The organism is Bradyrhizobium sp. T-12, assembly GCF_058314695.1.
This window is the reverse complement of sequence record NZ_CM177756.1, coordinates 1,912,175-1,938,903: the sequence shown is the minus strand read 5'-3', so window position 1 is coordinate 1,938,903 and position 26,729 is coordinate 1,912,175. Positions and strand designations below refer to the sequence as shown.

General features: G+C 65.2%; 31 protein-coding genes. 10 read left to right on the top strand and 21 right to left on the bottom strand.

The window, feature by feature from the left end; all coding sequences use genetic code 11:
- Positions 1-9: 9 nt before the first annotated feature.
- A complete protein-coding gene (locus AC0WRY_RS09255) occupies positions 10-1,500 on the top strand; it encodes an HWE histidine kinase domain-containing protein (RefSeq protein WP_194406708.1) in 1,491 nt (496 codons plus the stop codon).
- Positions 1,501-1,590: 90 nt separating this feature from the next.
- On the opposite strand, the gene AC0WRY_RS09250 is transcribed toward AC0WRY_RS09255, so the two are convergent.
- Positions 1,591-1,812: a hypothetical protein gene (locus AC0WRY_RS09250; RefSeq protein WP_194406707.1), complete on the bottom strand. Its 222-nt coding sequence runs from the start codon at positions 1,810-1,812 to the stop codon at positions 1,591-1,593.
- 141 nt (positions 1,813-1,953) lie between these two features.
- Here AC0WRY_RS09250 and AC0WRY_RS09245 point away from each other — a divergent pair, with 141 nt between their 5' ends.
- Positions 1,954-2,211, top strand: coding sequence for a hypothetical protein (locus tag AC0WRY_RS09245; protein WP_194406706.1), 258 nt, complete (start codon positions 1,954-1,956; stop codon positions 2,209-2,211).
- 94 nt (positions 2,212-2,305) lie between these two features.
- Entirely contained in the window at positions 2,306-2,554 is a 249-nt protein-coding gene (locus AC0WRY_RS09240) for a hypothetical protein (RefSeq protein ID WP_194406705.1), read from the top strand.
- A 95-nt stretch (positions 2,555-2,649) separates the two neighbouring features.
- Here AC0WRY_RS09240 and AC0WRY_RS09235 read toward each other — a convergent pair whose 3' ends face one another.
- Both AC0WRY_RS09235 and AC0WRY_RS09230 read right to left on the bottom strand, forming a co-directional pair.
- Positions 2,650-2,859 carry a hypothetical protein gene (locus AC0WRY_RS09235; RefSeq protein WP_194406704.1) on the bottom strand — a complete coding sequence of 70 codons (210 nt, stop codon included), beginning with the start codon at positions 2,857-2,859 and terminating at the stop codon, positions 2,650-2,652.
- Between the two features lie 19 nt (positions 2,860-2,878).
- A complete protein-coding gene (locus tag AC0WRY_RS09230) occupies positions 2,879-3,100 on the bottom strand; it encodes a hypothetical protein (RefSeq protein WP_194406703.1) in 222 nt (73 codons plus the stop codon).
- A 115-nt stretch (positions 3,101-3,215) separates the two neighbouring features.
- On the opposite strand from AC0WRY_RS09230, the gene AC0WRY_RS09225 reads away from it, so the two are divergent.
- Positions 3,216-3,410 carry a DUF3072 domain-containing protein gene (locus AC0WRY_RS09225; protein WP_194406702.1) on the top strand — a complete coding sequence of 65 codons (195 nt, stop codon included), beginning with the start codon at positions 3,216-3,218 and terminating at the stop codon, positions 3,408-3,410.
- Positions 3,411-3,487: 77 nt separating this feature from the next.
- A complete protein-coding gene (locus tag AC0WRY_RS09220) occupies positions 3,488-3,778 on the top strand; it encodes a DUF6496 domain-containing protein (RefSeq protein ID WP_194406701.1) in 291 nt (96 codons plus the stop codon).
- A 12-nt stretch (positions 3,779-3,790) separates the two neighbouring features.
- Here AC0WRY_RS09220 and AC0WRY_RS09215 read toward each other — a convergent pair whose 3' ends face one another.
- Together AC0WRY_RS09215 and AC0WRY_RS09210 are read right to left on the bottom strand one after the other, a co-directional pair.
- Positions 3,791-4,153, bottom strand: coding sequence for a hypothetical protein (locus tag AC0WRY_RS09215; protein ID WP_194408207.1), 363 nt, complete (start codon positions 4,151-4,153; stop codon positions 3,791-3,793).
- Positions 4,154-4,423: 270 nt separating this feature from the next.
- On the bottom strand, positions 4,424-5,971 hold the full coding sequence (locus AC0WRY_RS09210; RefSeq protein ID WP_194406700.1) for a Do family serine endopeptidase: 1,548 nt from the start codon (positions 5,969-5,971) through the stop codon (positions 4,424-4,426).
- A 211-nt stretch (positions 5,972-6,182) separates the two neighbouring features.
- Between AC0WRY_RS09210 and AC0WRY_RS09205 the strand changes: the two genes are divergently transcribed.
- On the top strand, positions 6,183-7,019 hold the full coding sequence (locus tag AC0WRY_RS09205; protein WP_194406699.1) for a universal stress protein: 837 nt from the start codon (positions 6,183-6,185) through the stop codon (positions 7,017-7,019).
- A 15-nt stretch (positions 7,020-7,034) separates the two neighbouring features.
- On the opposite strand, the gene AC0WRY_RS09200 is transcribed toward AC0WRY_RS09205, so the two are convergent.
- The 11 genes from AC0WRY_RS09200 to AC0WRY_RS09150 form a co-directional block, all read right to left on the bottom strand.
- Positions 7,035-7,247 (bottom strand): hypothetical protein, encoded by a 213-nt coding sequence (locus AC0WRY_RS09200; RefSeq protein WP_194406698.1) that lies wholly within the window; start codon positions 7,245-7,247, stop codon positions 7,035-7,037.
- A gap of 185 nt (positions 7,248-7,432) precedes the next feature.
- Positions 7,433-9,304 (bottom strand): putative bifunctional diguanylate cyclase/phosphodiesterase, encoded by a 1,872-nt coding sequence (locus AC0WRY_RS09195; protein ID WP_246776491.1) that lies wholly within the window; start codon positions 9,302-9,304, stop codon positions 7,433-7,435.
- A 2-nt stretch (positions 9,305-9,306) separates the two neighbouring features.
- Positions 9,307-10,458, bottom strand: a complete 1,152-nt coding sequence (locus AC0WRY_RS09190) for an FIST signal transduction protein (RefSeq protein WP_194406696.1) — start codon at positions 10,456-10,458, stop codon at positions 9,307-9,309.
- Positions 10,459-10,648: 190 nt separating this feature from the next.
- Complete coding sequence (gene rpe / locus AC0WRY_RS09185) at positions 10,649-11,386, bottom strand: ribulose-phosphate 3-epimerase (protein ID WP_194406695.1); 738 nt, start codon at positions 11,384-11,386, stop codon at positions 10,649-10,651.
- Complete coding sequence (gene cbbX / locus AC0WRY_RS09180) at positions 11,383-12,315, bottom strand: CbbX protein (RefSeq protein WP_194406694.1); 933 nt, start codon at positions 12,313-12,315, stop codon at positions 11,383-11,385. Before cbbX ends, rpe begins: the two co-directional genes overlap by 4 nt.
- Before the next feature lie 98 nt (positions 12,316-12,413).
- Positions 12,414-12,821 carry a ribulose bisphosphate carboxylase small subunit gene (locus tag AC0WRY_RS09175; RefSeq protein WP_194406693.1) on the bottom strand — a complete coding sequence of 136 codons (408 nt, stop codon included), beginning with the start codon at positions 12,819-12,821 and terminating at the stop codon, positions 12,414-12,416.
- Positions 12,822-12,832: 11 nt separating this feature from the next.
- Positions 12,833-14,293, bottom strand: coding sequence for a form I ribulose bisphosphate carboxylase large subunit (locus AC0WRY_RS09170; protein ID WP_194406692.1), 1,461 nt, complete (start codon positions 14,291-14,293; stop codon positions 12,833-12,835).
- A 31-nt stretch (positions 14,294-14,324) separates the two neighbouring features.
- The gene (fba, locus tag AC0WRY_RS09165) at positions 14,325-15,410 is read right to left on the bottom strand and encodes a class II fructose-bisphosphate aldolase (RefSeq protein WP_194406691.1); all 1,086 of its coding nucleotides are present in this window, start codon (positions 15,408-15,410) and stop codon (positions 14,325-14,327) included.
- Between the two features lie 12 nt (positions 15,411-15,422).
- Positions 15,423-17,441 carry a transketolase gene (gene tkt, locus AC0WRY_RS09160; protein ID WP_194406690.1) on the bottom strand — a complete coding sequence of 673 codons (2,019 nt, stop codon included), beginning with the start codon at positions 17,439-17,441 and terminating at the stop codon, positions 15,423-15,425.
- 16 nt (positions 17,442-17,457) lie between these two features.
- The gene (locus AC0WRY_RS09155; protein WP_194406689.1) at positions 17,458-18,333 is read right to left on the bottom strand and encodes a phosphoribulokinase; all 876 of its coding nucleotides are present in this window, start codon (positions 18,331-18,333) and stop codon (positions 17,458-17,460) included.
- 12 nt (positions 18,334-18,345) lie between these two features.
- The gene (locus AC0WRY_RS09150) at positions 18,346-19,383 is read right to left on the bottom strand and encodes a class 1 fructose-bisphosphatase (RefSeq protein WP_194406688.1); all 1,038 of its coding nucleotides are present in this window, start codon (positions 19,381-19,383) and stop codon (positions 18,346-18,348) included.
- Positions 19,384-19,502: 119 nt separating this feature from the next.
- On the opposite strand from AC0WRY_RS09150, the gene AC0WRY_RS09145 reads away from it, so the two are divergent.
- Positions 19,503-20,480 carry a LysR family transcriptional regulator gene (locus AC0WRY_RS09145; protein WP_194406687.1) on the top strand — a complete coding sequence of 326 codons (978 nt, stop codon included), beginning with the start codon at positions 19,503-19,505 and terminating at the stop codon, positions 20,478-20,480.
- Positions 20,481-20,688: 208 nt separating this feature from the next.
- Here the strand turns inward: AC0WRY_RS09145 and AC0WRY_RS09140 are convergent, their stop codons facing one another.
- Positions 20,689-21,585, bottom strand: coding sequence for an NAD-dependent epimerase/dehydratase family protein (locus AC0WRY_RS09140; protein WP_194406686.1), 897 nt, complete (start codon positions 21,583-21,585; stop codon positions 20,689-20,691).
- Positions 21,582-22,106: a dTDP-4-dehydrorhamnose 3,5-epimerase gene (gene rfbC / locus AC0WRY_RS09135; RefSeq protein ID WP_194406685.1), complete on the bottom strand. Its 525-nt coding sequence runs from the start codon at positions 22,104-22,106 to the stop codon at positions 21,582-21,584. The genes AC0WRY_RS09140 and rfbC overlap by 4 nt, the downstream gene beginning before the upstream one ends.
- A gap of 152 nt (positions 22,107-22,258) precedes the next feature.
- On the opposite strand from rfbC, the gene AC0WRY_RS09130 reads away from it, so the two are divergent.
- Positions 22,259-23,491, top strand: coding sequence for a class I SAM-dependent methyltransferase (locus tag AC0WRY_RS09130; RefSeq protein ID WP_194406684.1), 1,233 nt, complete (start codon positions 22,259-22,261; stop codon positions 23,489-23,491).
- A gap of 14 nt (positions 23,492-23,505) precedes the next feature.
- Here the strand turns inward: AC0WRY_RS09130 and AC0WRY_RS09125 are convergent, their stop codons facing one another.
- The 3 genes from AC0WRY_RS09125 to AC0WRY_RS09115 all read right to left on the bottom strand — a co-directional run bounded on the left by AC0WRY_RS09125 (position 23,506) and on the right by AC0WRY_RS09115 (position 25,636).
- Complete coding sequence (locus AC0WRY_RS09125) at positions 23,506-23,703, bottom strand: hypothetical protein (RefSeq protein ID WP_194406683.1); 198 nt, start codon at positions 23,701-23,703, stop codon at positions 23,506-23,508.
- 162 nt (positions 23,704-23,865) lie between these two features.
- A complete protein-coding gene (locus AC0WRY_RS09120) occupies positions 23,866-24,285 on the bottom strand; it encodes a DUF4118 domain-containing protein (protein WP_194406682.1) in 420 nt (139 codons plus the stop codon).
- 391 nt (positions 24,286-24,676) lie between these two features.
- Positions 24,677-25,636 carry an N-carbamoyl-D-amino-acid hydrolase gene (locus tag AC0WRY_RS09115; RefSeq protein ID WP_194406681.1) on the bottom strand — a complete coding sequence of 320 codons (960 nt, stop codon included), beginning with the start codon at positions 25,634-25,636 and terminating at the stop codon, positions 24,677-24,679.
- Between the two features lie 274 nt (positions 25,637-25,910).
- Here AC0WRY_RS09115 and AC0WRY_RS09110 point away from each other — a divergent pair, with 274 nt between their 5' ends.
- Both AC0WRY_RS09110 and AC0WRY_RS09105 read left to right on the top strand, forming a co-directional pair.
- Positions 25,911-26,135 carry a hypothetical protein gene (locus tag AC0WRY_RS09110; RefSeq protein ID WP_194406680.1) on the top strand — a complete coding sequence of 75 codons (225 nt, stop codon included), beginning with the start codon at positions 25,911-25,913 and terminating at the stop codon, positions 26,133-26,135.
- A 209-nt stretch (positions 26,136-26,344) separates the two neighbouring features.
- Positions 26,345-26,671: a hypothetical protein gene (locus AC0WRY_RS09105; RefSeq protein ID WP_194406679.1), complete on the top strand. Its 327-nt coding sequence runs from the start codon at positions 26,345-26,347 to the stop codon at positions 26,669-26,671.
- Positions 26,672-26,729 lie beyond the last annotated feature (58 nt).

Below are 26,729 nucleotides of genomic sequence, written 5' to 3'. Positions count from 1 at the left end.
GACCCGAGAATGGACCACGAAAAGGTCAACATCCTCCTCGTCGACGACCAGCCGGCCAAGCTGCTCGCCTATGAGGTGATCTTGAAGGATCTCGGCGAGAACCTCGTGATCGCCTCGTCGGGGCGCGAGGCGCTGGAGGTGCTGCTCAAGACCGAGATCGCGGTGATCCTGGTCGACGTCTGCATGCCCGAGCTCGACGGCTTCGAGCTCGCCGCGATGATCCGCGAGCATCCGCGCTTCCAGAAGACCGCGATGATCTTCATCTCCGCCATCCAGGTCAGCGACATCGACCGGCTGCGCGGCTACGAGATGGGCGCGGTCGACTACGTGCCGGTCCCGGTCGTGCCGGAAGTCCTGCGCGCCAAGATCAAGGTGTTCGCCGAACTCTACCGCAAGACCCGCGAGCTCGAACGGCTGAACCAGGAGCTGGAGGATCGCGTCCGCGCGCGCACGGCGGAGCTGGAGAACTCCACGGCGAAGCTGCGCGAGAGCGAGCAGCGGCGCAGCATGGCGATCGCCGCCGGCAAGATGGGATCCTGGGATTGGGACTGGATCAGCGGCGACTGGATGTGGGACGAAGGGCAATATCGCATCTTCGGCGTCAGCCCCGAGAGCTTCGAGGTCAACCCGGCCAACGTTCAGGCGCTGTTGCATCCCGATGACGTCGACCAGTTGCGCAAGGCGATCGCCGAGTTCAACAGGGGCACGCGGGCCTACGAGACCGAATTCCGGATCATGCGGCCCGACGGAGAAGTGCGCTGGTGCGTCGGCACGGCGGCAGCGACGGTGGACGATAGCGGTCGCGTCGTGCGCGTGAGTGGCGTCACCGTGGACATCACCGAACGCAAGCGTGCCGAGGAACGGCAGAATCTGCTGGCGCGGGAGGTCGATCATCGCGCCAAGAACGCGCTGGCGCTGGCGCAGTCGATCGTGCGCCTTACCCGGGCCGACGAGGTCAAGGCCTATGTCAACGCAGTCGAGGGACGCATCAACGCGCTGGCGCGCGTGCACACCATCCTGTCGCTGTCGAGCTGGCAGGGTGCCGAGCTCTCCAGGCTGATCGACGAGGAGCTGGCGCCCTATTCGCTCGGCGGCCAGATCATCCTGGCAGGTCCGGAGGTCCAGTTACTGCCGGCAACGGCCCAGACGCTGGCGCTCGCCCTCCATGAGCTCTTCACCAACTCGGCCAAGTACGGCGCCCTCTCGACCAGGTCGGGACGGCTCACGATCGGCTGGCAGGTCGAGGACCAATTGCTTACGCTGAACTGGGAGGAATCCGGCGGCCCGCTCGTCATGACTCCGAAATCGCGCGGCTTCGGCACGCGGAGCCTGCTGGCGAGCGTGGAGTCCCAGCTTGGTGGACAGGCCAAGTTCGATTGGCGAGCCGAAGGCCTGTTGTGCCGGCTCGAAGTGCCGTTGACACGCAAGACGGCGGCGGCGCCCGCATCCGGCGAGTTCGAGGACGCCGGCTCCGCCGAATTGCAGCGCGCATCCGGTTAGAGCGTTTTCCAGCGAAATCGCGACCGGCTCGCGTCGAGAGCCGGCGAGAACCGAGAGCTTCCGCTCCGATCCAGGCGGAGCGGAAAAGCATCAACCGGACGCCACGCTCATCATGCGTCGCATCGTCCGCGGTTCGCGCGCAACCCGCCCCTCGAGCCAGGCTTCCGTCTGGGCGAGATCGCGTAGCGCCCTGGCATAGCGGCGAGCCGCGCTTCGCTCCGCCCCGCGCGGCAGCTTGCGCGCCTTGCGCAGAATGTCCGCGGCCGCGTTGCGATAGGCCAGCGAGCGGTAAAGAAAGACTACCTTACCCATGTCGATGTTCCCGTTTTGCTGGTGCTCATCCTCGCAAGCCCGGCATGAACGTCGGATGAAGCCGTTGATGACAATTCCTTCATTCAAATGGAACCAGCGAATTATCGCCCGCGTTGCATGCCAAATTGGGATGCTGTTCCCATGCGCGCAAAAAAGTCGTCGGACTTGATCTCTGCGACCGGCCTCATCAGGCTGATGACGCATACCTTGATGGGCGCAGCCCTCGGCCTCGCCTTCAGTCTCGCGCTGATCCTCTGCAATCCGGCCGTCGCCGGCCTGCTCAGTCACGGCGGAAACCAAGCCGCGATCATCTTCGCTCTCACATTGGTGACGACTTTCGCCATCGGCGCGACACTTACCGGCGTCGTGTTCATCCTCGCCGAGGACAAGCAATCTTGAAGCGTGCGCTAAGCGCCCGAAGGCTTTGCGGGGAACTCCTGCGCTCAACGGCGGTTGGCTGCCTGCGTCAATTTAACCCAGGGAGTTCCCTCGCATGACAACGACCAAGCTCGTTCTCACCGCAATGCTGGCGACCGGTCTCGCCGCCGCGCCGCTCGCAGCACAGGCCAAGTCGCACAAGGCGAAACATGGATCGTCGATGTCGTCGTCGCAGACCACCGGCGCCAACACCAAGGCGTCCAAGGGCGCCGATCCCTCCGGCCAGGGCGGTTCGGGCCCCGGCTCCGACCAGGGCGGCACCATGACGAACAAGACCAGCAAGGGCATGACCAACACCAAGTGAGCCCAGGCCGGCACGACATCAAAAGCCCCGCGGCGACGCGGGGCCTTTTTCTTGGTCTCAGTCTGCAATCAAACACCAAATGGTCAGGCGTCAGCTCATGGCGGCCGGCGCGTTCCGAGATTGAGCCCGCGCCCCTCAGCATTCGTCTTCACGAGATGATCGAGCTGCGCCCGTTTGCGTCCGATCAGAAGTTGGGCCGCAGCATCATCAAGACCCGCGCGCTGCAACTGCCGGATGGCAGAGCCCAGTTCGAGAATCTCGGCGCGCAACCTCAAGATCCGGTAACTGTCCGGGTCCTCATCCACGGCGCCCCCCTCAAAGATTTCATCGCCCTCTGCTCGCGCGCTGGGGAATACCGGCTGTCTTCACGAGACGAAGGCGCACGCGGTCTCGGACGTCAGGCAGGACATCGGGACCGCCGGCGGCATTCCATTTCCCGATCAGCAAATTGACCTTTCGGCGCAGATCCATCTGCGCCAGGGCCTGTTCGGTGCAATCGCGATCGCCGTTGACGGAAGCGCGCACGGACGCCTCGACGTCGGCCATCTCCAGCCTCAAGGCACTGATTTTACGTCGAATTTCATTAATTCTGTTGTCCATGGCTTGTTAGAACAAAATAAGAACATATAGTCAAGCCACGAATTCAGGACGGAGATGCCAGATGCAGGTTCAAGGTAAATACGACGCCAGGATCTTTCTTGCCCAGCAGATGACGCGGGCGCAATCGCTGCGGCTGAAACGGCTGAGCGAAGAGGCCTATCAGCCCGCACAATATGCGCGCGACCTGTCCTCCACCGAGGCCGCACGGCGCATCCAGGTGCTGGAAGCGGAGATCGAGCTGGCGAATTCCTTCTAGGCTTTCGCCTGGAAGGTTGCGCGCTCTTCGGAACCATGCCCGTGTCGAACGGTTCTTCCGGCCAAGGGAGAACATGCATGGCACGCAAGGCAAAGAAGCGCCGCTACTCACGCAGCTCCGGCAGCGATGTCGAAAGCGAGATGCGCCGCTACAAGAAGGGCACGGCCAAGAGCGGCCGCAAAGGCCGTGGCGGACGCGTGAAGAGTCGCAAGCAGGCGATCGCGATCGGGCTGTCGAAGGCGCGCAAGAAGGGCAAGAAGGTCCCGAAGAAGGCCAGCAAGAAGACGTCCAAGAAGAAGACGACCAGGAAGCGGACGACGAAGAAGACAGCCAGGAAATCGTCGAAGCGCAAATCCAGCACGCGTTGATGCTGACCTGTCTCAGATCATGCTGCCCGGCATGAAGCAGCGGATCGAGACTCCGAAAGCCGTCTTCACCGGCCACACCATGGTGCGGCCGGCGCGGTTCGGCTCGGTGATGACGGCTTCATCGGGCACCTCGACCCACTCCCCGTCGAGCCGCACGCGATAGTGCCCGTTGTGCGACTCCCAGTCGGGATCGGCGACGGCAAAACCGTCGGCGTCCGAGCAGCACGGACCGAGGTGGCTGCGCAGGCTGTCGAACCACGGCTTGAGGGGCGAGTCCGCGTAGCGGCCGTCATCGCGACCAAGCGCGTTTCCACCCCAGAGCACGAACGGCGCCGCAAGCAGCGCCCCCCTCAGCGAGAGCTTCAATCGATCCATGTCGGCACCGATCAAGTGCGAACCACCGGCCAGTTCCACAAGACGGCGGCGGGTTCGAAGTTCCACGCTTGCAACTCTCGACTGCCTCGTTGCCGCCGAGCATATCCACGACTCGGAACTGTGATGACCGAACGCGGCTTTTTCGTATGAACCGGGTCACCATCGCTGCCGTTAACGAGAATGTTATCCGCGCTTGCCGTACATCCTGGCGGCAAAGGAAAGGGCGGCCCGAGGGCCGCCCTTTGGCTTGTTGGGAAGATACGGGTCGCCTCAGGCGAGCGGCACCGCGACGAACCTCGTCGCCTCGGCGCTCCTGACCTGCAACAGCACGCTGCGCTTGCCGGATGATTTGGCCTGCGCCAGCTCCGAGCGGACGTCGCCGACATTGGCGACGGCCTTGCCGCCGACATTGAGGATGACGTCGCCGGTCTGGATGCCGCGCTGCGCCGCCGGTCCTTGCGGATCGACTTCGGTGACGACAACGCCCTTCTGGCCGGCACCCTGGACGTCACCGGCCGGAGCCAGACCGAGCCCGAGACGGGGCGTGCCGGCGCTCGGCTGCTCTACGCCCCCGTCGGCGCCGCCATTTGCCTTGGCCTGCCGCTCGTTCGGCAACTCGCCGAGAGCGAGCGTCAGTGTCTTGGTCCCGCCGTTGCGGAAGACGTCGAGCTTCACCGAACTGCCCGGCGCAATCGTGGCGATGGTGCGGGCGAGGTCGCGGGAGTCCTTGATCGCGGTGCCGTTGACGGCGGTGATGACGTCACCCGCCGCGATGCCGGCCTTCGCCGCCGGGCTGCCATCCTGCGGCGTGTCGACGATGGCGCCGCGCGCTTCCTTCAGCCCGAGGCTGTCGGCGATCTCCGACGTCACCGGCTGGACCTGCACGCCGAGCCAACCGCGGGTCACCGCGCCCTTGTCCTTCAACTGCGCAACGACGAGCTTGGCGGTCGATGCCGGAATGTCGAAACCGATGCCGACCGAGCCGCCGGAGGGCGAGAAGATCGCGGTGTTCACGCCGATCACGTTGCCGCTCATGTCGAAGGCCGGGCCGCCGGAATTGCCCTTGTTGATGGGCGCGTCGATCTGGATGAAGTCGTCATAGGGACCGTTGCCGATGTCGCGGCCGCTGGCCGAGACGATGCCGGCGGTCACCGTGCCGCCGAGACCGAAGGGATTGCCGACCGCGACCACCCAGTCGCCGATGCGCGGCTTCTGGTCGGAGAATCTGACGAACGGAAAGTCCGTCTTGCCGTCCACCTTGATCAGCGCGAGATCGGTCTTCGGATCGGTGCCGACGACCTTCGCGGTGTAGCTCGTGCCGTCGTCCAACGTCACCTGCACCGAGGTGGCGTGGTCGACGACGTGGTTGTTGGTCACGGCATAGCCGTCGGCGGAAATGAAGAAGCCGGAGCCTTCGCCTGTCATCGTCTGATGGCGCTGGCGCGGCATGCCGTTCGGGCCGCCGGGGAAACGGAAGCCGAACTGCCGCGAAAACTGGTCGAACGGCGAGCCCTCGTCGGAGTCCATCCGGTTCTGTTGCAGCATCGCGCTCTTGTCGCTGTCCTGGTCGATCCTGACCCGCACCGAGATGACGGCCGGCTTGACCCTGCTGACGAGATCACCGAAGCCCGGCGGCGTCGCGGCGGATTCCGCAGCCTCCGCCGGCGCAATGAAGGAGCTCGGGCCGAATTTTGAAGAGCCGGGAGAGGCCGCCAGCACGGCCACGCCGAGCGCGGCCACGGTGCCGAGCAGCGCGAGCCGGCGCGGCTTCAGGATCTTGCGGGACGTCGGGGTGCCGGAATTGACGCGATCGTTCATGTCGAAATGTCCATGTTGGAAGCTGTCGCCTTGCATCCAACATGGACATCGTCACCTTACGACGTCCCGTCCGTCCGATTAAATCTTGGCAAAGAACATGCGAGCGGACACCAGTCGGAAGATCGTTTCCGCACATTTGATGCAGCTCAACGCAAGTCCTTCGGGCAGTGAAAAACTGCGGCCACCGGATGATGTTCATCGGAGGCGCCCCATGTACAAAGATATTCTCGTTCACATCCCCACCGAACGCCCCATGCGCTCCGCGATCGATGGCTCGATTTCGCTGGCAGCGCAGTTCAACGCCCATCTCGACGCGGTCGCGGTCGGCTATGTCGCAACCAGTGCAGCCTATGTGATGGAAGGCGGCGCTGCGGTTGCCGCCGTGTTCGAGCTGGAACGCGAGCGCGCCGTGGAGCGGGCCGAGGCGGCCCTCTCGGTGTTCGAGATCGAAGCGGCGAACGCCGGCATCTCCTACGCCTGCCGTCCGCTCGGCGCGATCCCGGTGGATGCAGCCGGCTCGCTCGGCGAGATGGCGCGGCTGCACGACCTCAGCGTCGTGCTTCAGCCCGAGCCTGCGCACGGCTCGTTCGACAACGACGTACCCGGCGAGATCCTGTTCCAATCCGGCGGCCCGGTGTTGTTCCTGCCCTACACCTTCCATGGCGCATTCAAGGCAGGCCGGATCGGCATCTGCTGGGACGGCAGCCGCGTCGCGGCCCGTGCCGTGCACGACGCAGCGCCATTCCTGGCGCGCGCCGAGGAGATCGTGATCATCACCATCAACGAAGCCAAAGCGGTCTCGGACGAAGCGTCAGCGAACAATCTGGCAAGACATCTCGGCCGGCGTGGACTGTCGACGCGCACGGTCGGCCTGTCGGCGACGCGCGCCGACATCCAGCCGACCATCCTGTCGCTGGCGGCCGACAAGGGGCTCGATCTCCTGGTGATGGGCGGCTACGGCCATTCGCGCTTGCAGGAACGCGTTCTCGGCGGCGTCACCCGTGCTATGCTGGAAGCCATGACGGTCCCGACGCTGATGTCGCATTGAGACCAACAGGCACCGTCACGCCGCGACCGGAGTTTCCCAGGCCTCGGGCGCTGCGGCGCCCTCGTCGTGCTTCGCGTTGCAGGCGTCGAAATGCGCCTTGAGCTCGACCTCGGCGAGATACTCGAAATGTTCGGCCTGGCCGAGGAGTTCCCAGTTCTGAAGCGGCCGGTAAGCCGCCTGCTGACGACAGAGGGACGCCAGCGCCCGGTAGCGACGTACGTTCTCCATGAGACCCTCCCTCGCATTCGCAGAGCTTATTGCCCCTATTTACGTCAGGCCGATGGCGGTAGTGCATAAGATTTGCTGCGCCCCCCGCGGCGCTTGGCCTCGGCTCGCTATTAGGAAATATATGTCCGGGTCAAAGTTCCAAATGGTGTCGGACTGACGCCCGGAACCGCGCCGCTGGACTTGGGCTAGGCGTAGAGCCGGCGCTCCACGGTCACGCCGATCAGGTCGAGGTAGCGTTCGATCAGGTCAGGCCGGCCGACCAGATAGCCCTGCATCTCCTCGCAGGCCTCGCGCGCCAGGAAGGCCCGCTGCGCTTCCGTCTCCACCCCTTCGGCGATGACCGGGATGTTCAGGGCGTGCGCGAGGCTCAGGACCGCACGGACGATCTCGGCCGATTGCGGCGACGCCTCCAGGTTGGAGATGAAACCGCGGTCGATCTTGATCTTGTCGAACGGGAAGGACTGGAGATAGGACAGCGAGGAATAGCCGGTGCCGAAATCGTCCATCGCGATGCGGACGCCGAGCGCTTTCAGCCGCCGTAGCAGGTTGAGCGCGCGGGTGAAATCGCCGATCAGCACGCCCTCGGTGATCTCGACCTCGAGCCGCGTCGGCGAAAGCCCGGTCTCCAGCAGGATCTGGTGGATACAACGTTCGAGATCGCCGGCCTGGAACTGGACCGGGGACAGATTGACGGCGACCTGCAAAGGACGCGGCCAGGATGCCGCCTCGCGGCACGCTTCGCGCAAGACCCATTCGCCGATCTCGACGATCAGCCCAATCTCCTCGGCAAGCGGAATGAACTGGTCCGGCGGCACGAAGCCGCGTGTCGGATGGTTCCAGCGCAGCAGAGCCTCGAAGCCGATGACTTCGCCATCCACCCGCGCCTGCGGCTGGAAGTAGACCAGGAACTGGTTCTGCTCCAGCGCCTGTCGCAGATCGTGCTGCAACAGCCTGCGGTCGCGCAGCTCCTGGTCCATCTCGGATTCGAAGACCCGGACCCGCCCCCTGCCCTCGCGCTTCGCGCGATAGAGCGCTGAATCGGCGTTGGCGAGCAGCGTGGCGGCATTGACGCCGTCATCCGGATAGAACGCAATGCCGATGCTGAGGCCGACATGGGGGAGATAGTCGTCGACCTCGAGCTCCTTGCCGATCGTGTCGACCAGGCGTTCGGCGAGCGCCAGAACGTCCTCCCGGTTGATGTCGTCGGGCATCAGGATCATGAACTCGTCGCCGCCGATCCGGGCGACGAAGGCACCGTCGGCTTCCGCGGCAAGCCGGTCCGCCGCCGCCCGCATCAGCATGTCGCCGACGGGATGGCCGAATACGTCGTTGACCTCCTTGAAGCGGTCGAGATCGAGGCTGAGCACGGCAAAACTGGTCGCCGCCTCCTGCGCCCGCTCCAGCCGCTCGTCGAGCGCGGCGTTGAAGGCGCTACGGTTCGGCAGGTCGGTCAACGCATCATGATGCGCGAGATGGCTGATCCGCGCCTCGTTCGTGATCCTCTCGGTAATGTCCTCGATCACGCCGACCAGATATTGCGGCGCGCCCGCACCGTCCCTGATCAGCAACTTGCGCGAGTTGACGAGACGATCGCGGCCCTTGACGCCGACTTCGAGCAGATGCCCCTCCAGGAACATCGGCGAGCCGCTGTCGACGACGCGGCGATCCTGCTCGTTGACGACACGGGCGATACTGTCCGGAAAGATCTGCTCCGGAGTCTTGCCCAGCATCTCCTCGCGCGGCATTCCGTAATATTCTTCGCCGGCGCGGTTGAGCAGGACGTAGCGGGAGTCCTTCGCATCCTTGGCGAATACCGCGATCGGGATGTTCTCGATGATGCTGTCGAGGAATTCGCGCGCCCGCAGCAGATCCTGCTCGGCGCGCTTGTGCGTCTGTTCGAGCTCCTCGATCATCAGCTTGATAGCACGGTCGGTGCGACGGCGATCCCGGTCGCTCTCCTCATAGGCCGCGCCGACGAGCTCACAGAGCTTGGTCACATCGACCTGTCCGGATTCGTCCGTCGCCTGGCGGATCTGTCTTGCGAGCAACCGATGCATGGTCAAGCGGCCGCCTCCGCGATGACAGTGACGGTCATGGTCTGGTTATGCAGCTCGCAGCGGCCGGATGCGGCCGGCGGGGCGATCTCGCCGTAGGAGTAGAATCCGATCCGGACGACGTCCTCGCCGAGTTCGGCGGCAACGGCATCCAGCTCGTCCTGCGTACGCTGCCCCATCACCCTGCGGCGGCCGGTACAGCTGACCAGAATCGCAAGCTTGTCGCCGGCGACCCCTTCCGCGAGGGCGCTGCGTGCCTGCCTGCCGGCCTCGCCGGCACCGGCGGCGAGACTGTCGAAATTGGCGCGCATCAATTGCGCGGTACATCCTTCCGGAATGTCGGCGGCGAATGTCAGGGTGCGGGCATTGCGATCCACCGCGAACACCGAGCGCACGATCTGCCGGTTCGGCTCCGCCTCGTCGTGAATGCGCAACGGGAATGCCAGGCCCGAACCCGGCATCGCCTCGGCCTCCTCCTCGCCGAGATAGCGAGTATAGAGGTCCAGCGGCGGCTCGCCGTCGAGCTCCACGACTACCGATCCTTCCGCCTTCGTCACCTTGCGGCGAGGCCCGAACACATCCCAGCCGCCGGCGCAGCCATGCGCGAAACGGAACGAGGCGCCGTAGAATGCGATTGCGGCGACACGGTTGGGCGACGGCTCCGCGTCGGCTCCGACGATCGTCTGTTCAAATCGGGTTCCATCGCCGGCGAGCCCGCCGGTGACGGGCAAATCCGGCCCTAGCACTTCAGTGATTCCGGCAAGCAGTTCGCCCCCGTTCACCGCCAACCCGTCCGACAGGACAAACAGGCCCGCCAAATCGGCCGCCATAACCTGGCGAGCAAGACGCGCGCCACAGGCCCGAGACGCGTCGCGGCTCTCAATGAGCTCCTGCACCAGCCGCACCTGCGTGCGGGCAAAGCGCAAGGCGACCGCGACCACTTCGTCGTCGCAAATGTCGTCGCCATGAATTTGTCCGCCGGTGCTGCAACCGACGATATGGCTGTCGGGATAGAGCCCGCGCAGCTCGCCATAACGTTCGCCGTCCACCAGTTGCTCACGGCTGCCGAAATAAAGCACGAGCTGGGGAGGCTCGCGCAGGGCATCCGCTCCGCGCCAGCCATGGGCAGCATTCCAGTGAAGATATTGAATCTGCATCCCACACTCTCTGCAGTCCTTGAACCACAGATTGTGAAGCGGCGCATTGCGTCGCCGTTAATCGCCTGCGTACTTCGGCACCGTTGGTTACCCCGACATGAAAGCATTGCGGAGTCGCGCCAAATTCTCCGTAAGACTCCGGAAAAACTTCGATACCGCCGCGCAATAGCCTGGAGATGCCACCCGTAACCTACCGGGTGCACGCGCCTTCGCCGACGCGCATCGGCTGCACGGCATTATCCTGCCGCTTCGGAACCCGCCCCGACTCGGCAGCGCTGCGAATGGCCTGGATGTTCGCGGCATAATCGGCAACGCTCTTGCCGCGGAAGACAGCGGAACCCGCCACCAGCGTATCGGCGCCGGCTGCCGCCACGGCAGCGGCATTGTCGCGCGTGATACCCCCGTCGACCTCGAGCCGGATCGGCCGGTCGCCGATCATGGCTCGAATGCGCCTGATCTTCTCGAGCTGGGATTCGAGGAAGGACTGGCCGCCGAAGCCGGGATTGACCGTCATCACCAGCACGAGATCGAGACGGTCCAGCACGTATTCGATCGCGCTCTCGGGCGTCGCGGGATTCAAGCTCACGCCGGCCTTCTTGCCGAGTGCGCGGATCGCCTGGAGCGAGCGGTCGAGATGGGCGCCCGCTTCGGCATGCACCGTGATGACGTCGGCTCCGCACCTCGCGAACGCCTCGAGATAGGGATCGACAGGCGCGATCATGAGATGCACGTCGAAAATCCTCTTCGTCGTCGGCCGGATCGCCTTGATAATGTCGGCGCCGAAGCTAATGTTCGGCACGAAGTGCCCGTCCATGACGTCGCAATGGATCCAGTCGGCGCCGGCCGCGTCGATGGCCGCGACCTCCTCGCCGAGACGCGCGAAATCCGCAGCCAGGATCGACGGCGCGATGATGATCTCTCTGCTCATGATTTTGCACTCCGCGCATCAGCGCCGCCGCTGAAGACGCGGCTCGCCAGGACGTCCATGGGATCGATGGTTTCGAGGTCGGCGACATCGAGCATGCGGTCGAGATCGGACACCAGGCGATCGGCCTGCCGCAGCCGGATGCGGTCGACGGCGTTGCGGATCGAGCGCGCATTGGAGAAGAAAGGCTGGGTCCGGCGCAGCGCGATGTATGTCTCGAACGCCTCGCGCGCCGCCGCCGAGAAGCGATAACCGCGCTCCTTCAACATCAGCTCGGCGATGACGAGCAGCTCGGCCTCCGCATAGTCGGGGAATTCGATGTGGTGGGCGATGCGCGAGCGGAAGCCGGGATTGGAGGCGAAGAAGCTCGTCATGCGCTCGCCATAGCCGGCGAGGATCACGACGAGGTCCTCGCGCTGGTTCTCCATCACCTGGAGCAGGATCTCGATGGCCTCCTGGCCGTAGTCGCGCTCGTTGTCGGGGCGATGGAGATAGTAGGCCTCGTCGATGAACAGCACGCCGCCCATCGCCTTCTTCAAGATCTCCTTGGTCTTCGGCGCCGTGTGGCCGATATATTGGCCGACGAGATCGTCGCGCGTCACCGAGATCACCTGCCCGCGCCGCACGAAGCCGAGGCCGTGCAGAATCCTGGCCATGCGCAGCGCCACCGTCGTCTTGCCGGTGCCGGGATTGCCGGTGAACGACATGTGCAGCGTCGGCGGTGCCGACGCCAGCCCCGCGCGCTGCCTGATACGTTCGATCAGCAGCAGTGAGGCGATCTGGCGCACGCGGCTCTTCACCGGCCTCAATCCGACCAGCTCCTGCTCGAGCTGCTGCAGCGTGTCGGTGATCCCGGCCGCTTCAGCTTCCTTGCGGAGATCGAAATGGGTCTCGCCGGCCTCGGCCGGGGTTGCGTGGGGAACATCCAGCATGGCTACCCTCGAAGAAAAGAGCTTCGCCGCGGGGGAGCGGCGAAGCAGTGGTCCGCCAACGAAACGGAGCAGGGAGTGCTCCGCGCGGAGGAGAATGGTTATGGAGAGGCGTGCGCAGCCGGCTTCCGCACCGTGGTGTAACGGATCGCGCGACCGCCGACTTCCTGCCGTACCAGTTCGAACTCCGCCTCTTGCGGCGGCCGGTTGACGAGGAAGGAAATCCGCACCGATTCCCAGCCATGGCTGGAATCGAATCCGCTGATGCGAATGTAGCTATTACCATACACCCTGCGGCACTCGGCGAGCTCCATCATCACGCCGGCGGCATCCTGAAGGTCGAACATCGGCAGGCCCCACATCTCCCAATAGGTGTTGCGGGGATGCGGATCGTCGGTGAACTCGATGTTCACCGCCCAGCCATTGGTGAGGCAATACTGCACCTGCTTGTAGATCTGGTCGTCGGTCAGATCCGGCAGGAACGAGAAGCAGCCTTGAGTCAGCTTCATGTCAAATCTCCCTAAACGGTTTCGAGCGCGGTCGGCACGAAGTCCGGCGTGTCGGTGGATTGATAGTTGAAGGTCACGTCCTTCCAGACTTCGAGCGCCGCCTTCAGCGGCGTGCAGGTCTCGGCCGCCCGAGCCAGGATTTCCGGACCCTCGTGGACGTAATCGCGGCCCTCGTTGCGGGCGAGGATCATCGCTTCCAGCGCGACGCGGTTGGCGATCGCGCCGGCCGCAATGCCCATGGGATGGCCGATGGTGCCGCCGCCAAACTGCAGCACGACGTCTTCGCCCAGGAGATCGAGCAGCTGATGCATCTGGCCTGCATGGATGCCGCCGGAGGCGACCGGCATCATCTTGTTGAGGCTCGCCCAGGACTGGTCGAAGAACAGGCCATGCTCGAGCTTGGTCGGGTTGAAGTCCTCGCGGCAGACGTCATAGTAGCCGCGCGTGGTGTTGGGATCGCCTTCGAGCTTGCCGACCACCGTGCCGGCATGGATGTGGTCGACACCGGCGAGCCGCATCCACTTCGCGATGACGCGGAACGACACGCCATGGCTCTTCTGCCGCGTATAGGTCGAATGACCGGCGCGATGCAGATGCAGGATCATGTCGTTGCGCCGCGCCCATTTGGCCATCGACTGGATCGCGGTGTAGCCGATCACGAGGTCGATCATGACGATGCAGGAGCCGAGCTCCTTGGCGAACTCCGCGCGCTCGTACATGTCCTCCATCGTGCCCGCGGTGACGTTCAGGTAGGTGCCCTTCACTTCGCCGGAAGCCGCCTGTGCGCGGTTCACGGCTTCCATGCAATAGAGGAAACGATCGCGCCAGTGCATGAAGGGCTGCGAGTTGATGTTCTCGTCGTCCTTGGTGAAGTCGAGTCCGCCCTTCAGCGCCTCATAGACCACGCGGCCGTAGTTGCGGCCCGAAAGCCCGAGCTTCGGCTTCACCGTCGCGCCCAGCAGCGGCCGGCCGAACTTGTCGAGCCGCTCGCGCTCGACCACGATGCCGGTCGCGGGTCCCTGGAACGTCTTCACATAGGCGACGGGGAAGCGCATGTCTTCGAGACGCAGCGCCTTCAGCGGCTTGAAGCCGAACACGTTGCCGATGATCGAGGCCGACAGGTTTGCGATCGAGCCCGGCTCGAACAGGTCGAGATCATAGGCGATGTAGGCGAAATACGAGCCGGGCGAGCCCGGGACAGGATCGACGCGATAGCATTTTGCGCGATACTTCTCGGCGGCGGTCAGGCGATCGGTCCACACCACGGTCCAGGTCGCGGTAGAGGATTCACCGGCGACCGCGGCGGAAGCCTCGATCGGATCGACGCCCTCCTGCGGCGTCACGCGGAACAGCGCGATGACGTCGGTGTCCTTCGGCGTGTAGTCAGGCTCCCAATAGCCCATGCGCTTGTATTCCATCACGCCCGAACGATAGCGTTCCTTGCCGCGGACGGTGCCTGCGTGTGCATTCATGGCTCTCTCCTGCTCTTCTCTCTCTGAATGATTAGGCCGCAACAGGCTCGCGCGCGCCGATGCGCGGATCGAGCTCGCCGGCGCGGTAACGCCGCGCCATCTCGCTCAACGGAATGACCTTGATCCTGCTGGCGTGGCCCGCGGTGCCGAACTGCTCGAAACGATCGCGGCAGAGCTCGCGCATCGCATCCATCGCCGGCTTGAGGAATTTGCGTGGATCGAACTCTGAGCGCGTCTCCGCCGCAACCTTGCGGAACACCGCGGTCATCGCCAGCCGGCAGTCGGTGTCGATATTGACCTTGCGCACGCCGCTCTTGATGCCGCGGACGATCTCCTCGACCGGCACGCCCCAGGTCTGCGGCATCTCACCGCCGAACTGGTTGAACATGTCCTGCAGCAGCTGCGGCACCGAGGAGGAGCCGTGCATGACGAGATGCGTATTCGGCAACCGGCGGTGGATCTCCTCGACCACCCGCATCGCCAGGATGTCACCGTCCGGTTTCCGGCTGAACTTGTAGGCGCCGTGCGAGGTGCCCATCGCAATCGCGAGGGCATCGACCTTGGTGGCGCGGACGAAGTCGACGGCCTGGTCGGGATCGGTCAGGAGCTGGTCGTGGCTGACCTTGCCCTCGACACCATGACCATCTTCCTGCTCGCCGCCGCCATGTTCAAGCGAGCCGAGCACGCCGAGCTCGCCTTCGACGGAGGCGCCAGTCCAGTGGGCGAGATCGACGACGCGGCGGGTGATCGCGACATTATAATCGTAATCGGCGGCAGTCTTGGCATCGGCCTTGAGGGAACCGTCCATCATCACCGAGGTAAAGCCATGGGCAATCGCGGACGCGCAGGTCGCCTCGTCGTTGCCGTGGTCCTGGTGCATGCAGAGCGGGATGTCCGGATAGGTCCGCTCCAGCGCATCGATCATGTGCGAGAGCATGAGATCGCCGGCATAGCTGCGCGCGCCGCGCGAGGCCTGGATGATCACTGGCGCATCGACCTCGGCCGCCGCCTGCATGATCGCGATGCCCTGCTCCATGTTGTTGATGTTGAACGCCGGCACCGCGTAGCCATGGCCGGCCGCGTGATCGAGCAATTGGCGAAGGGTGATACGAGCCACGATTGATCCTCCTTATTGGCGCTTGCGGGCGATTGCCCGGCGGGCGGCTTCCGCAATGCTCTGGGGCGTGATGCCGAATTCGCGATACAGCACCGGCGCCGGCGCCGAAGCGCCGAAACCGCGCATGCCGACGAATTCGCCGTCCGTGCCGATCCAGCGATGCCAATCGCCGGCGACGGCGGCCTCTACACCGACGCACGGCGCGGTGCCGAGCACGGCGGCGCGGTAATCGTCGGGCTGCTCCTCGAACAGGGCGAAGCACGGCGCGGACACCACGGCCGCGCGGATATGCTCGGTCGCAAGCAGGCGAGCGGCTTCCAGCGCAATCGAGACTTCCGAGCCGGTCGCCATCAGCGTCACGTCGCGGCCGCCGTCCGGCGAGACCACGAGATAGGCGCCGCACGCGACGCGGTTTCTGCCGCGCGCGTCGCTGCGGAAGGTCGGCAGCGCCTGCCGCGACAGGCACAGGACGGACGGACGGTTCTCGGAGCTGAGTGCGCAGTCCCAGGCCTCCAGGGTCTCCACCGCGTCGGCGGGGCGGAACACGAGGAGATTGGGGATCACCCGCAGCGCCGCGAGATGCTCGACCGGCTGGTGCGTCGGGCCGTCCTCGCCGAGGCCGATCGAGTCGTGCGTCATCACGTGGATGACGCGCAGCCGCATCAGCGCCGCAAGGCGGATCGCGGGCCGGCTGTAATCGGAGAACGCCAGGAACGTGCCGCCATAAGGAATGAAGCCGCCATGAAGCGCGAGGCCGTTCATCGCCGCGGCCATGCCGTGCTCGCGAATGCCGTAATGGATGTAGTCGCCAGCGAACGCGTCGCGCTTGACGGGCGCCTGCGTCTTGGCATGCGTGAGGTTCGAATGCGTCAGGTCCGCGGAGCCGCCGACCAGGCCGGCAATCGTCCCGGCGATGCCATCGAGCACCTGTTGCGAGGCCTGCCGCGTCGCGAGCTTCGGACGTTCGGATGCGAAGCGTTCGCGCAATCTCGCGGCGGCCAGCGCATAGGCGGCAGGCAGAGCGACGGCCTTGCCTTCGACGAACATGTCGCGCTGCTCCGGCGTCGCGCGTTCATAGCGATCGAGCCAGGCGAGCCGATCGACCTGCCCGCGCTGCCCGATCATTCGCCACGCCTTGAGGATCGGCAGCGGCACCACGAAGGGCTGATAATCCCAACCGAGCGTCCGCCGCGCCGCCGCGGCCTGCTCGGTCCCGAGCGGCGCGCCGTGCGCCTTTTCCGTGCCTTGCCTGTCGGGCGCGCCGTAGCCGATGATGGTGCGGCAGGCGATCAGCGACGGCTTTGCGGTCTCCCGCTCATCCGCGATCGCCTGCGCAATGGCATCGGGATCGTGCCCGTCGATGCTGCGCACCGACCAGCCGGAGGCGGCGAAACGCGCGAGCTGATCATCGGAGGTGGCCAGCGAGGTCGGTCCGTCGATCGAGATTCCGTTGTCGTCGAACAGCACGATCAGACGGCCGAGCCCGAGATGGCCGGCGAGCGAGATCGCTTCCTGGCTGAGGCCTTCCATCAGGCAGCCGTCGCCGGCGATCACATAGGTGAAGTGATCGACGAGGCCGTCGCCATGCCGCGCGTTCGCCATGCGCTCGGCGAGCGCCATGCCGACCGCCGTCGCGATGCCCTGACCCAGCGGCCCCGTCGTGGTCTCGACACCAGGGGTGTGCCCGTATTCCGGATGCCCGGGTGTCTTCGAACCCCACTGCCGGAAGGCCTTGATGTCGTCGAGGCTGACGTCTCCACCGGTCAAATGCAGGAGCGCATAGAGCAGCATCGAGCCGTGGCCGGCCGAGAGGACAAAACGGTCGCGGTCCGGCCAATTGGGATGAGCCGAGTCGAATTTCAGGAAGCGCGAGAACAGCACGGCTGCGACATCGGCCATGCCCATGGGCAGGCCGGGATGGCCCGACTGCGACGTCTCGATGGCATCGACCGCGAGGAAGCGGACGGCGTTGGCGAGATCATTGCGCGTGACCGCCGAGAGGTCGGCTTCGGCGTGGACGGAGATGTTCATCGGTGTCTCTCCCTGTTCACTTCAGGCTGCGCTTGCGCTCGATCAGCTGCATGATCAGTGGCGTCAGGATCAGCTGCATCGCCAGATCGAGCTTCGCGCCGGGGCAGACGATGGAATTGGCGCGCGACATCCAGCTCTGCGGCAGCATCGACAGCAGATAGGGGAAGTCGATGCCGCGCGGATTCTTGAAGCGGATCACCACCATCGATTCATCCGGCGTCGGGATCCAGCGCGCGATGAACGGATTGGAGGTATCCACCGTCGGCACGCGCTGGAAGTTGATGTCGGTCTCGGAGAATTGCGGGCAGATGTAGTGGATGTAATCCGGCATCCGCCGCAGGATGGTGTCGGTGACGGCCTCGGTCGAATATCCGCGCGCGCTGCGGTCGCGGTGCAGCTTCTGGATCCATTCGAGATTGATGACCGGCACGACGCCGATCTTGAGGTCGGCATAGCGCGCGACGTTGACCTTGTCGGTGACCACGGCGCCGTGCAGGCCCTCGTAGAACAACAGGTCCGAGTTCTCCGGCAGCTTCTCCCAATCGGTGAAGGTGCCGGGCGCCGCGCCGTGCAGCGCGGACTCTTCGGCGTCGTGCACATAGTGCCGCGTCACCGCCGTGCCGGTCTCGCCATAGTCGCGGAAGGCCCGCTCCAGCTCCTCGAACAGATTGGTCCCGGGGCTGAAATGGCTGAAATGCCTGTTGCCGCGATCGGCTTCCTTGGCCATCTGCGCGCGCATCTCGGCGCGGTCGTAGCGGTGAAAGGCGTCACCCTCGATGTAGGCGGCGTTGACCTTCTCGCGGAAGAATATCTGCTCGAACGTCTTCTTCACCGAGGTGGTGCCGGCGCCGGAGGAGCCGGTGATGGAGATGATCGGATGCTTCCTGGACATGCGTCACCCTCCTCACAGCCGGAAGAAGCCACGCCGCGCGAACAGCGGCGCCGAGACGCTGGCAACCAGCAGCGGATCGCAATGCAGCTCCTCGACGCGGTGCACCTCGTTGCTCGAGCCCATGATCAGCGGCGCGCGTTGGTGCAGGCTGTGCGCCGAGAGGTCGAGGATGCGCTCGCGCCCGGTCGTGGCCGAGCCGCCCGCCTGCTCGATGATCATGGCCATCGGATGCGCCTCGTAGACAAGGCGCAGGCGGCCGTCGCCATAGCCGGGACGCGCGTCGGAGGGATAGAGGAACACGCCGCCGCGGGTGAGGATGCGATAGGCCTCGGCGACCAGCGAGCCGATCCAGCGCATGTTGAAATCATGGTTGGCGGGGCCTTCGACGCCGGCGAGACATTCGTCGATGAAGGCGCGCACCGGCGAATCCCAATGCCGGCGGTTCGAGGCGTTGATCGCGAATTCCTCACACGCCTCGGCGATCTGCACGCCGCTGCGGGCGAGGCGGAAGCAGCCCGCCTTGCGGTCGAGCGTGAAGATGTCGACGCCCTCGCCAAGCGTCAGCACCAGGGAGGTCTGCGGGCCGTAGGTGACGAAGCCCGCCGCGAGCTGCGCCGAGCCGCGCTGATGGAAGGCGAGCGTGAGGTCATCCGGGGCAGGCAGGATCGAGAAGATCGTGCCGACGGTCATGTTGATGTCGATGTTGGAGGAGCCGTCGAGCGGGTCGATCGCGACGCAGATCTTTGCCTCGCGATCGCCGATCTGGGCCTCGCGCATCTCCTCCGACGCCAGCGCTGCGATCGGCAGCTTGCTGAGGCAGCGGCGCAGGATCGCATCCGCCTGGATGTCGAGGTTGCGTTGGACGTCGCCGTCGCTGTTGAGCCCCCTCGTCAGGCCGGAGGCATCCGCGAGATCGCCTGACGCGATGAGGTCGGCGATCTCGATGGCCGCTGCCGCGATGGCATCGACCGCGGCGGCCACGGCCAGCGCATGCGGCGCGGTCTCGGAATACCGTTGAAGGTGATCGTCCAGCCTGAGTTGCCCGGTCATCTGCGTTCATCCCCTTTGCCGGCGCCGCATCCGTTCCCTCCCCTCTGGAGGTCGTTGCGGTCAGTCCCGGCATCAGGAGATTGACAGGGGCAGCTTAATAAGGAAAATTTCTATTCATAATGACCGTCAAAGAATTTTCTTATAATGGTCTCAGCCATGCGGCGGCTCAGCTCCGGCATCTGACGATCCGGCAGCTGCGTTCGCTTGCCGCGCTCTCAGCCAAGGGCAGTGTGACGGCCGCGTCCGGCCATCTCGGGCTGACCCAGCCGGCCGTGACCCAGCAGCTCCGGCAGCTGCAGGACCTCGCAGGCTTGCCGCTGGTGCAGCGGACCGGCGACGGCATGCTGCTGACGGAGGCGGGCAAGGAGGTCCTCGCGCTGGCCGAGCGGGTCGAGGCCGCGATCACGGATTGCCAGGGCGCACTCGATCTGCTCGCGGGGCGGACCGGCGGCACGGTGCATCTCGGCGCGGTCTCGACCGCGAAATATTTCGTGCCGCATGCGATCGCGGCGTTCTCCAAGCGCTATCCCAAGATCGAGATCAAGCTCACCATCGGCAATCGCGAGGAGATCCGAGGGGCCATGCACGGCTACGACCTCGATTTCGCAGTGATGGGTCGGCCACCGGCCGACGTCAGCGTCGACGTCCGCCAGCTCGGCCGCAATCCGCACATCATCGTCGCGCGCAAGGGACACTGGCTGGAGAAGGATTCCGGCCTCAACCTGACCGATCTCGTGCACGAAACCTTCCTCACCCGCGAGCCCGGCTCGGGCACGCGGACGCTGATGGAGGGCATGTTCCAGAAGTCGGACCTCGAGCCGATCATCGGCATGGAGATGAGCAGCAACGAGACCATCAAGCAGGCTGTGATCGCCGGGCTCGGCATCGCCTTCATCTCGGCCCACACCGTGGCGCACGAGCTCACCGAGGGCCGGCTCGTCGTGCTCGACGTCGCGGGCCTGCCGATCGTGCGGCAATGGTACGTGATCCGCCGCAGCGACAAGGTGCTGCTGCCGCCGGCGCAGGCGATGTTCGATTTTCTGGGCTCGGAAGGGTCGAACTATCTGCCCGACGTGCCCGAGTTCGGCGGGCGATAATGCGCCGGCGCTCAGCTCATCAGCTTCATCGCGACGGTGGCCGCCAGGATCACGATGATCTGGAGCAGGCGCTCCGTCGTGAAGATGCGGTTGAACGTGGTCATCGCTTGCCCCGGCCGGCGTGAAGGTGATTTGGATCGGCCCGTTGCTAGCACAGGTGGGCCGCGAGACAACTCCGTAATTGCCACGGGTGCAGCGGGGTAACTACTCACGCCCTCCCCGACCGACGATCGATCCACCACGCAAGGCCGCGTGCGGCCCCCTCTTCGAACCCGATGGACGGTATGCCTGCGATCACCTCGCGAAGGCGGCGGACGTCGGCGGCCATGATCGGCTCGGCGTCGACCCCCGTGGCGGTGACGGCGCCGAACCTGACCAGATGGCGCGCATCGAGGAGCTCAGCGACGTGCTCGATTACGCTGCGCAGGCTGCGCACGTCACCGCTGGCGAGATTGACCGCGCCGGTGAGATCGCTGTCGAGCACGGCAGCGATCAACTGTGCGAGGTCATCGACATAGACGAAGTCGCGCAGCTGCCCGCCATGCGAGCAGTCGAAGGGCTGTCCCGCGTGAAGGCTTCGGATCAGCGACGGGATGAGGCGCGCTTCGGGCTCGTGCGGGCCGAACGGGACAAACACGCGGCCCCACGCGGCGCCCGCCGCGATATAGGCTTCGGCCGCGGCGAGCTTGGCTTGTCCGTACAATGTCGTGGGACGGCATTGGCTGGTGCGCTCCTCGCAAGGTCCGCCCTGCGGTCCGTATTCGAGGCAGCTTCCGATGCCGAGGATGCGCTCGGTGCCGCAGGCCCTGGCGCGCGCGAGCAGGTCGATGCTGGCCTCCGCCCAGAGCCGGTTGACCGGATCCTCGCGGTAGTGGCCCGGCCGGGCCTCCCAGGCGAGATGAACGAGGTGCGTCGGCCGCACTGCGGCCAGTGCCTCCTCGCGGCCGGCTTCGGTGAGGAGATCGGCCGCACGCCACGTCATGCCTGACATCGCCGGCTGCGCCGTGCGCGCGATGCCATGAACCTCGAAGCCGCGAGCCGCCAGCACAGGCAGCAATGCGCGGCCGATGAAGCCTGACGCGCCCGTGACCAGCACCCGCCTCATGCGAGATACGGCAGCGCGCGGTCGCGCGCGGACAGGATCGGATCAGGCAGCGGCCATGCGATCGCCAGCGACGGATCGTCCCAGCGAATGCCGGCTGCGCCTTGCGCGTCATAGGGCACGTCGATGCAATACATCAGCTCGGTCCCGTCCACGAGCGTCTGGAAGCCGTGCGCGCATCCGGCGGGAATGAACACGGCGTTGTGCCGATCGGCGGCGAGCTCGACCGAGCACCATTGTCCATAGCTCGGCAGCGACCGGCGCAAATCGACGATCACGTCGAAGGCGCGGCCGGCAATGCAGCGCACCAGTTTGGCCTCCGGCCGGCTGGCCTGGTGGTGCAGCCCTCGCAGGGTGCCGGCGCGTTCGTTGCGGGAGAGGCTATGTTGCGCGAAATGCGTCGGCAATCCATGCGCCGCGAACGCCTCGGCGTCGAACAGTCGGGCGAAGAATCCGCGCGCATCAGGCTCCGGCTCGATCCCGATTTCAACCACGCCCGGCAGCGCCAATGGAGTGAACTTCATCTCGGGCCCCCGCAACGCGACACCGCCGTTGCGAACATCCGTTCACCGAAACGCCTTTTCGGTTGCATCATGCGCAACGTTGGCGGAATTTCCGTGACGTGTGAGAATTCACTAACAGCCGCCGCACGACGGCACAACGGGACGCCCCGTTCATGGACAGGCATCGATGCCGCTTCTGCGCGCGGGCGCTCGACGAGACCTTCGTCGATCTCGGCCTGTCGCCTTTGGCGAACTCCTTCGTCCCGACGGAGCGGGCGGATGCGGCCGAGCCGACCTATCCGCTGCATGCCCGCGCGTGCGGTGCCTGCGGGCTGGTCCAGCTTCCGCAATTCGAGCCTGCGGCCAACATCTTCGACCGCTATCTCTACTATTCGTCCTATTCCGAGAGCTGGCTGCGTCACGCGGAGAGCTACGCCGACGAGATGATCGCCCGCGCGAGGCTCGGTGCAGCGTCCAAGGTGATCGAGATCGCCAGCAATGACGGATATTTGCTGCAATATTTTCAACGCGCCGGCATCCGCGCGCTCGGGATCGAGCCGGCCAGCGGTCCGGCGGCGACGGCGATCGCCAAGGGGATTCCGACCCGGACCTGCTATTTTGGCCGCGGTGCCGCCGCAGCGCTTCGCGCCGAAGGCCACGAGCCGGACCTGATCGTCGCCAACAACGTGCTGCCGCATGTCCCCGACCTCAACGATTTCGTCGCGGGTCTGCGCATTCTCCTGCCCGAGACCGGCCGTGCGACGCTGGAGCTGCCGCATCTGTTGCATCTGATCGAACAGATCCAGTTCGACACGATCTATCACGAACACCTCTCGTACTTCTCGCTCGCGACGCTGGAGACGGTGTTTCGCGCGCATGGCTTGCGCGTCTTCGACGTGGACGAATTGCCGACCCATGGCGGCTCGCTGCGCCTGCATGTCTGCGCCGAAGCCGCGCCTCAGGGCGCTTCGCCCACGCTCGAGAGGTTGCGTCAACGCGAAAGGGACGCCGGGCTCGACCAGCCTGCGACCTATCGTGATTTTCAGGCGAAGGTCGCGGCGAAGCGCGAGATGATCCGCGGCTTTCTCGTCGGCGCGCAGCGCGCGGGCAAGACGGTGGTGGCCTATGGCGCGCCCGCGAAAGGCAACACGCTGCTCAATTATTGCGGCGTCACGCGCAAGTTGATTTCGTTCACCGTGGACCGCAATCCGCACAAGCAGGGCCTGCTGCTGCCGGGAACGTATCTGCCGATCCGCGATCCCGCCGCCTTGATCGCAGCTAGGCCCGATTACGTCTTCATCCTGCCCTGGAATCTGAAGGACGAGATCATCGCGCAGCTGGCGGAGGTTCGCGCGTGGGGCGGACAATTCGTGGTGCCCGCGTCCGATCTTTCGATCGTATCCTGAGCGATGGTTAACGATCAGGCAGCGAGCGGAGCGGAATGGTCCGCGCGCAAAGCGAAATAGGCTTCCAGCTCCGACAGAGCCCGCTCTTCCCAATCCTTCGCCTGCTCCAGCAGCGACCAGCTCTGGCCCGGGCGGAAAGCAGCGGTCTGGCGATAGAGCGATGCGATGCCGCGATAGCGGCGCACATTCTCCAAGATGGCGTGACCGTTCATGTCCGAAAACTCCCTCGTCATTCCCGGGGGAGAAATTGCGGCCAAATCTTTTTCGAAAAGTTAGCGGCGCGCGGCAAGCTCGCGGATGGTTGCCGGACTGTTGCGCGCACGCAACGCGCGACGTGCTGCCAGGACGATTTCGGAGACGATTTCGAAAGCGATTTATTGCGGATTCGTTGCCGCGCTCTCGGCCGGGGACTTCAGCCCGCCGCGGCTGATGATCCTCACCGTCTCGCGGCAGAGATCGGCAAGGCCGATCAGCAGCACCGCGAGCAGGCAGAACAGGTTGATGGAATCGGTATTTGCGCTGCTCAGCGCGTTGAACTCGAAGAAGGGCGGAATGAACGCCCACCACACCAGCGGAATGGTGAACAGTGCGGCAAATCCCGCCGCCGGCGTGCCCGCGACGAGGCCGAGCACGAACAAGCCGGGCAGGAACACCGCAAAATAGAGCTTCGCGCCGAGCGCGATGCAGATGCCCTGAAGCACAGCCGACACAGCGACGACGACGCATCCAAGCAGAAATGCCTGCCACGACCATGGCCGTACCCGCGGTACGCCAAACAGTCCCGCACGCCTCATCAGCCTCCCCCTGCCGCCCTTTGACCGGGCCCGCTTGAGACGAAAGTACTACAGCCGCAGGCAAACCGCGAGATGGAAATTGCAGCCGAATGGGATTGGTAAACGAGCCGCAAGGCACGGCCCGGGGAGGCCTGCAGGCTGGTTGGGGTGCGTGTCCCGGACGAGCTGCAGCGCCGTTTGGCGTTGCGGCGCAGCGGCCGGATCCAGCAGCGGCACGGTCCAATGCGGTGCGATGGTCCCCGCCTCTCTAGCGCACCACCCCGGACGATGCTCCGCATCGCCGGGGGCGCGGCGGTGCGTCCGGGGCACGGGAGTGACAGCGGGCGAAACGGGCGACGGCCACGGCCTGTCCCCGGGTATCGCTGCGCTGATTCGGGCTACGACGAGGAGATCATGCCTTTGCCCGCACGGGCGATCCATCCGCCATCGTCATCACGCCCTTCCGGTCCACGATCATGCCATAGGTCTGCGGCTGACGGTGGACGTCGAAATTGAAGGTGGTGCGCTTGTAGGAATTGCAGAGGTCGAGATCGCAGCGGGCGAGCGCGAGCTCGTCGCCCTTGGTGGCGCAGCGCGCGATGATCTCGCCCGAGGGCGCGATGATGCAGCTGCCGCCGATGTGGTCGACACCCTCCTCGACGCCGGCCTTGGCGACGCCGACCACGAAGGTCCCGTTCTGATAGGCGCCGGCCTGCATGACCAGGTGGTTGTGGAACAGCGAGAGATCGTCATGCTCGGGCGCGGGCGGATTGTGCACCGGCGTGTTGTACCCGATCATCACCATCTCGACGCCCTGCAGGCCCATCACCCGATAGGTCTCGCTCCAGCGGCGGTCATTGCAGATCGCCATGCCCATCACACCGCCGAACGCATTGGCGACGCCGAAGCCGCTGCCCGGCTCGAAATAGCGCTTCTCCAGATGCTGAAATTTCCGCCAAGGCTCATGCTCGGCATGACCGGGCAGATGAACCTTGCGATACTTCAAGGTGATCGCGCCGCTCTTGTCCACGAGAATGGACGTGTTGTAGCGCCTGACGATTCCGGCCTCGACCGCCAGTTCGGCATAGCCGAGGCTGAAACCGATGCCGCTCGCGCGCGCAAGATCGAACAGGGCTCGCGTCTCCGGGCCCGGCATCTCGCGCTCGAAGAAGCTGTCGATTTCGGCCTGATCCTCAAAATACCAGCGCGGAAAAAACGTCGTCAGCGCGAGCTCGGGATAGACGATGAGGTCGCAGCCACTGGCCTTCGCCTCGCGCATCAAGGCCATCAGCCGTGCCACGACTTGGGTCCGGCTCTCGCTCCTCGCGATCGGGCCAAGCTGGCCGGCCGCAACAGTCACAAATCTCGTCACGCGTGATTCCTTCATGTCCCGGAGTGCGTCGGGCCTGAGCCTAATGAGCGGCGCACCGCGCGCACAGGCCGGCTCGCCCGTCGTCGTGACGGCACACAATCAAATTTCATGCCTGCGGGTATCATCGTGCGGAGCCGCGCGCGCCTTGGCAAAGAATCGGGAACTTCGTTGCGGATATGCAACGGTTCCCCACGGTCTGAAGCCGGACAAAACAAACTCCCAATCCGGCCACGAACCGCTCTCACAAGGCCGTGAGACTATCAGGGGAACGACGATGCGTGCACAACGCGTTTGGAAAGTGAATGGGGACGCCAGCATCGGGCATCTCCAATCGAAACTGGACGATCTCAATAAGCGCCTGGGTCAGCTGGAAAGCCTGCATTCTTCGAGCGGGAAGCTCGAAGAGCTCAAAGCGAGCGCGCTCAGCCTGTCCCGCGAGATCGACGACATCCGCTGCGCCGAGGCGACGGCGGCCTTGAGCGAGTTGCTGCGGAAGTAATCAGCAGGGCTGAGCTTGTCGATTCGGGGCGCTGAAGGAACCAACGTCACGTGCCGCCATTTCCATGAGAGCATGGAGCACGATCATGACCAGGCACCTGACGCGAGCCCATCTCGCACGCGGCGTGGCCGGCGCGGTGTCCACGCTGGTCCTTTGCGCGACGGCGGCCTTCGCCCTCGCGCGCCATTTTGCGCTGTGAGGGATTTGGCATGACCTCCGACCCCGAGGAGCAGGTACGGCTGCAAGGCTTTGGCGAGATGACGTTGCGCACCGCTGTCGCGACGCTGATGCAGCTCGCGCCGCGCGAGCGATCGGAGGCTGCGATCTTCCGCGTGCGCGACGGCGTGCGCCTCGCGGAAAGCGAGGTTGCCGAGCTCGCCTCGAACTGGGGCATCGAATCCGCACCAAAGGTGCGATCGCCGCGACTGGTCCCCGAGCAGCACTGGCCGGACATCGTCCGCGGCATGGTGCGCGAGGCGCCGCTGCCGGCGCTGATGGTCGCGTTCCTCGCGGGCGTTGTGATAGCGCGGCGGTAGAGCCCCGCGCCAGACTGCCGACGACCTCGTCCCGCAAATGCCTGGCCGCCGCAGCGGC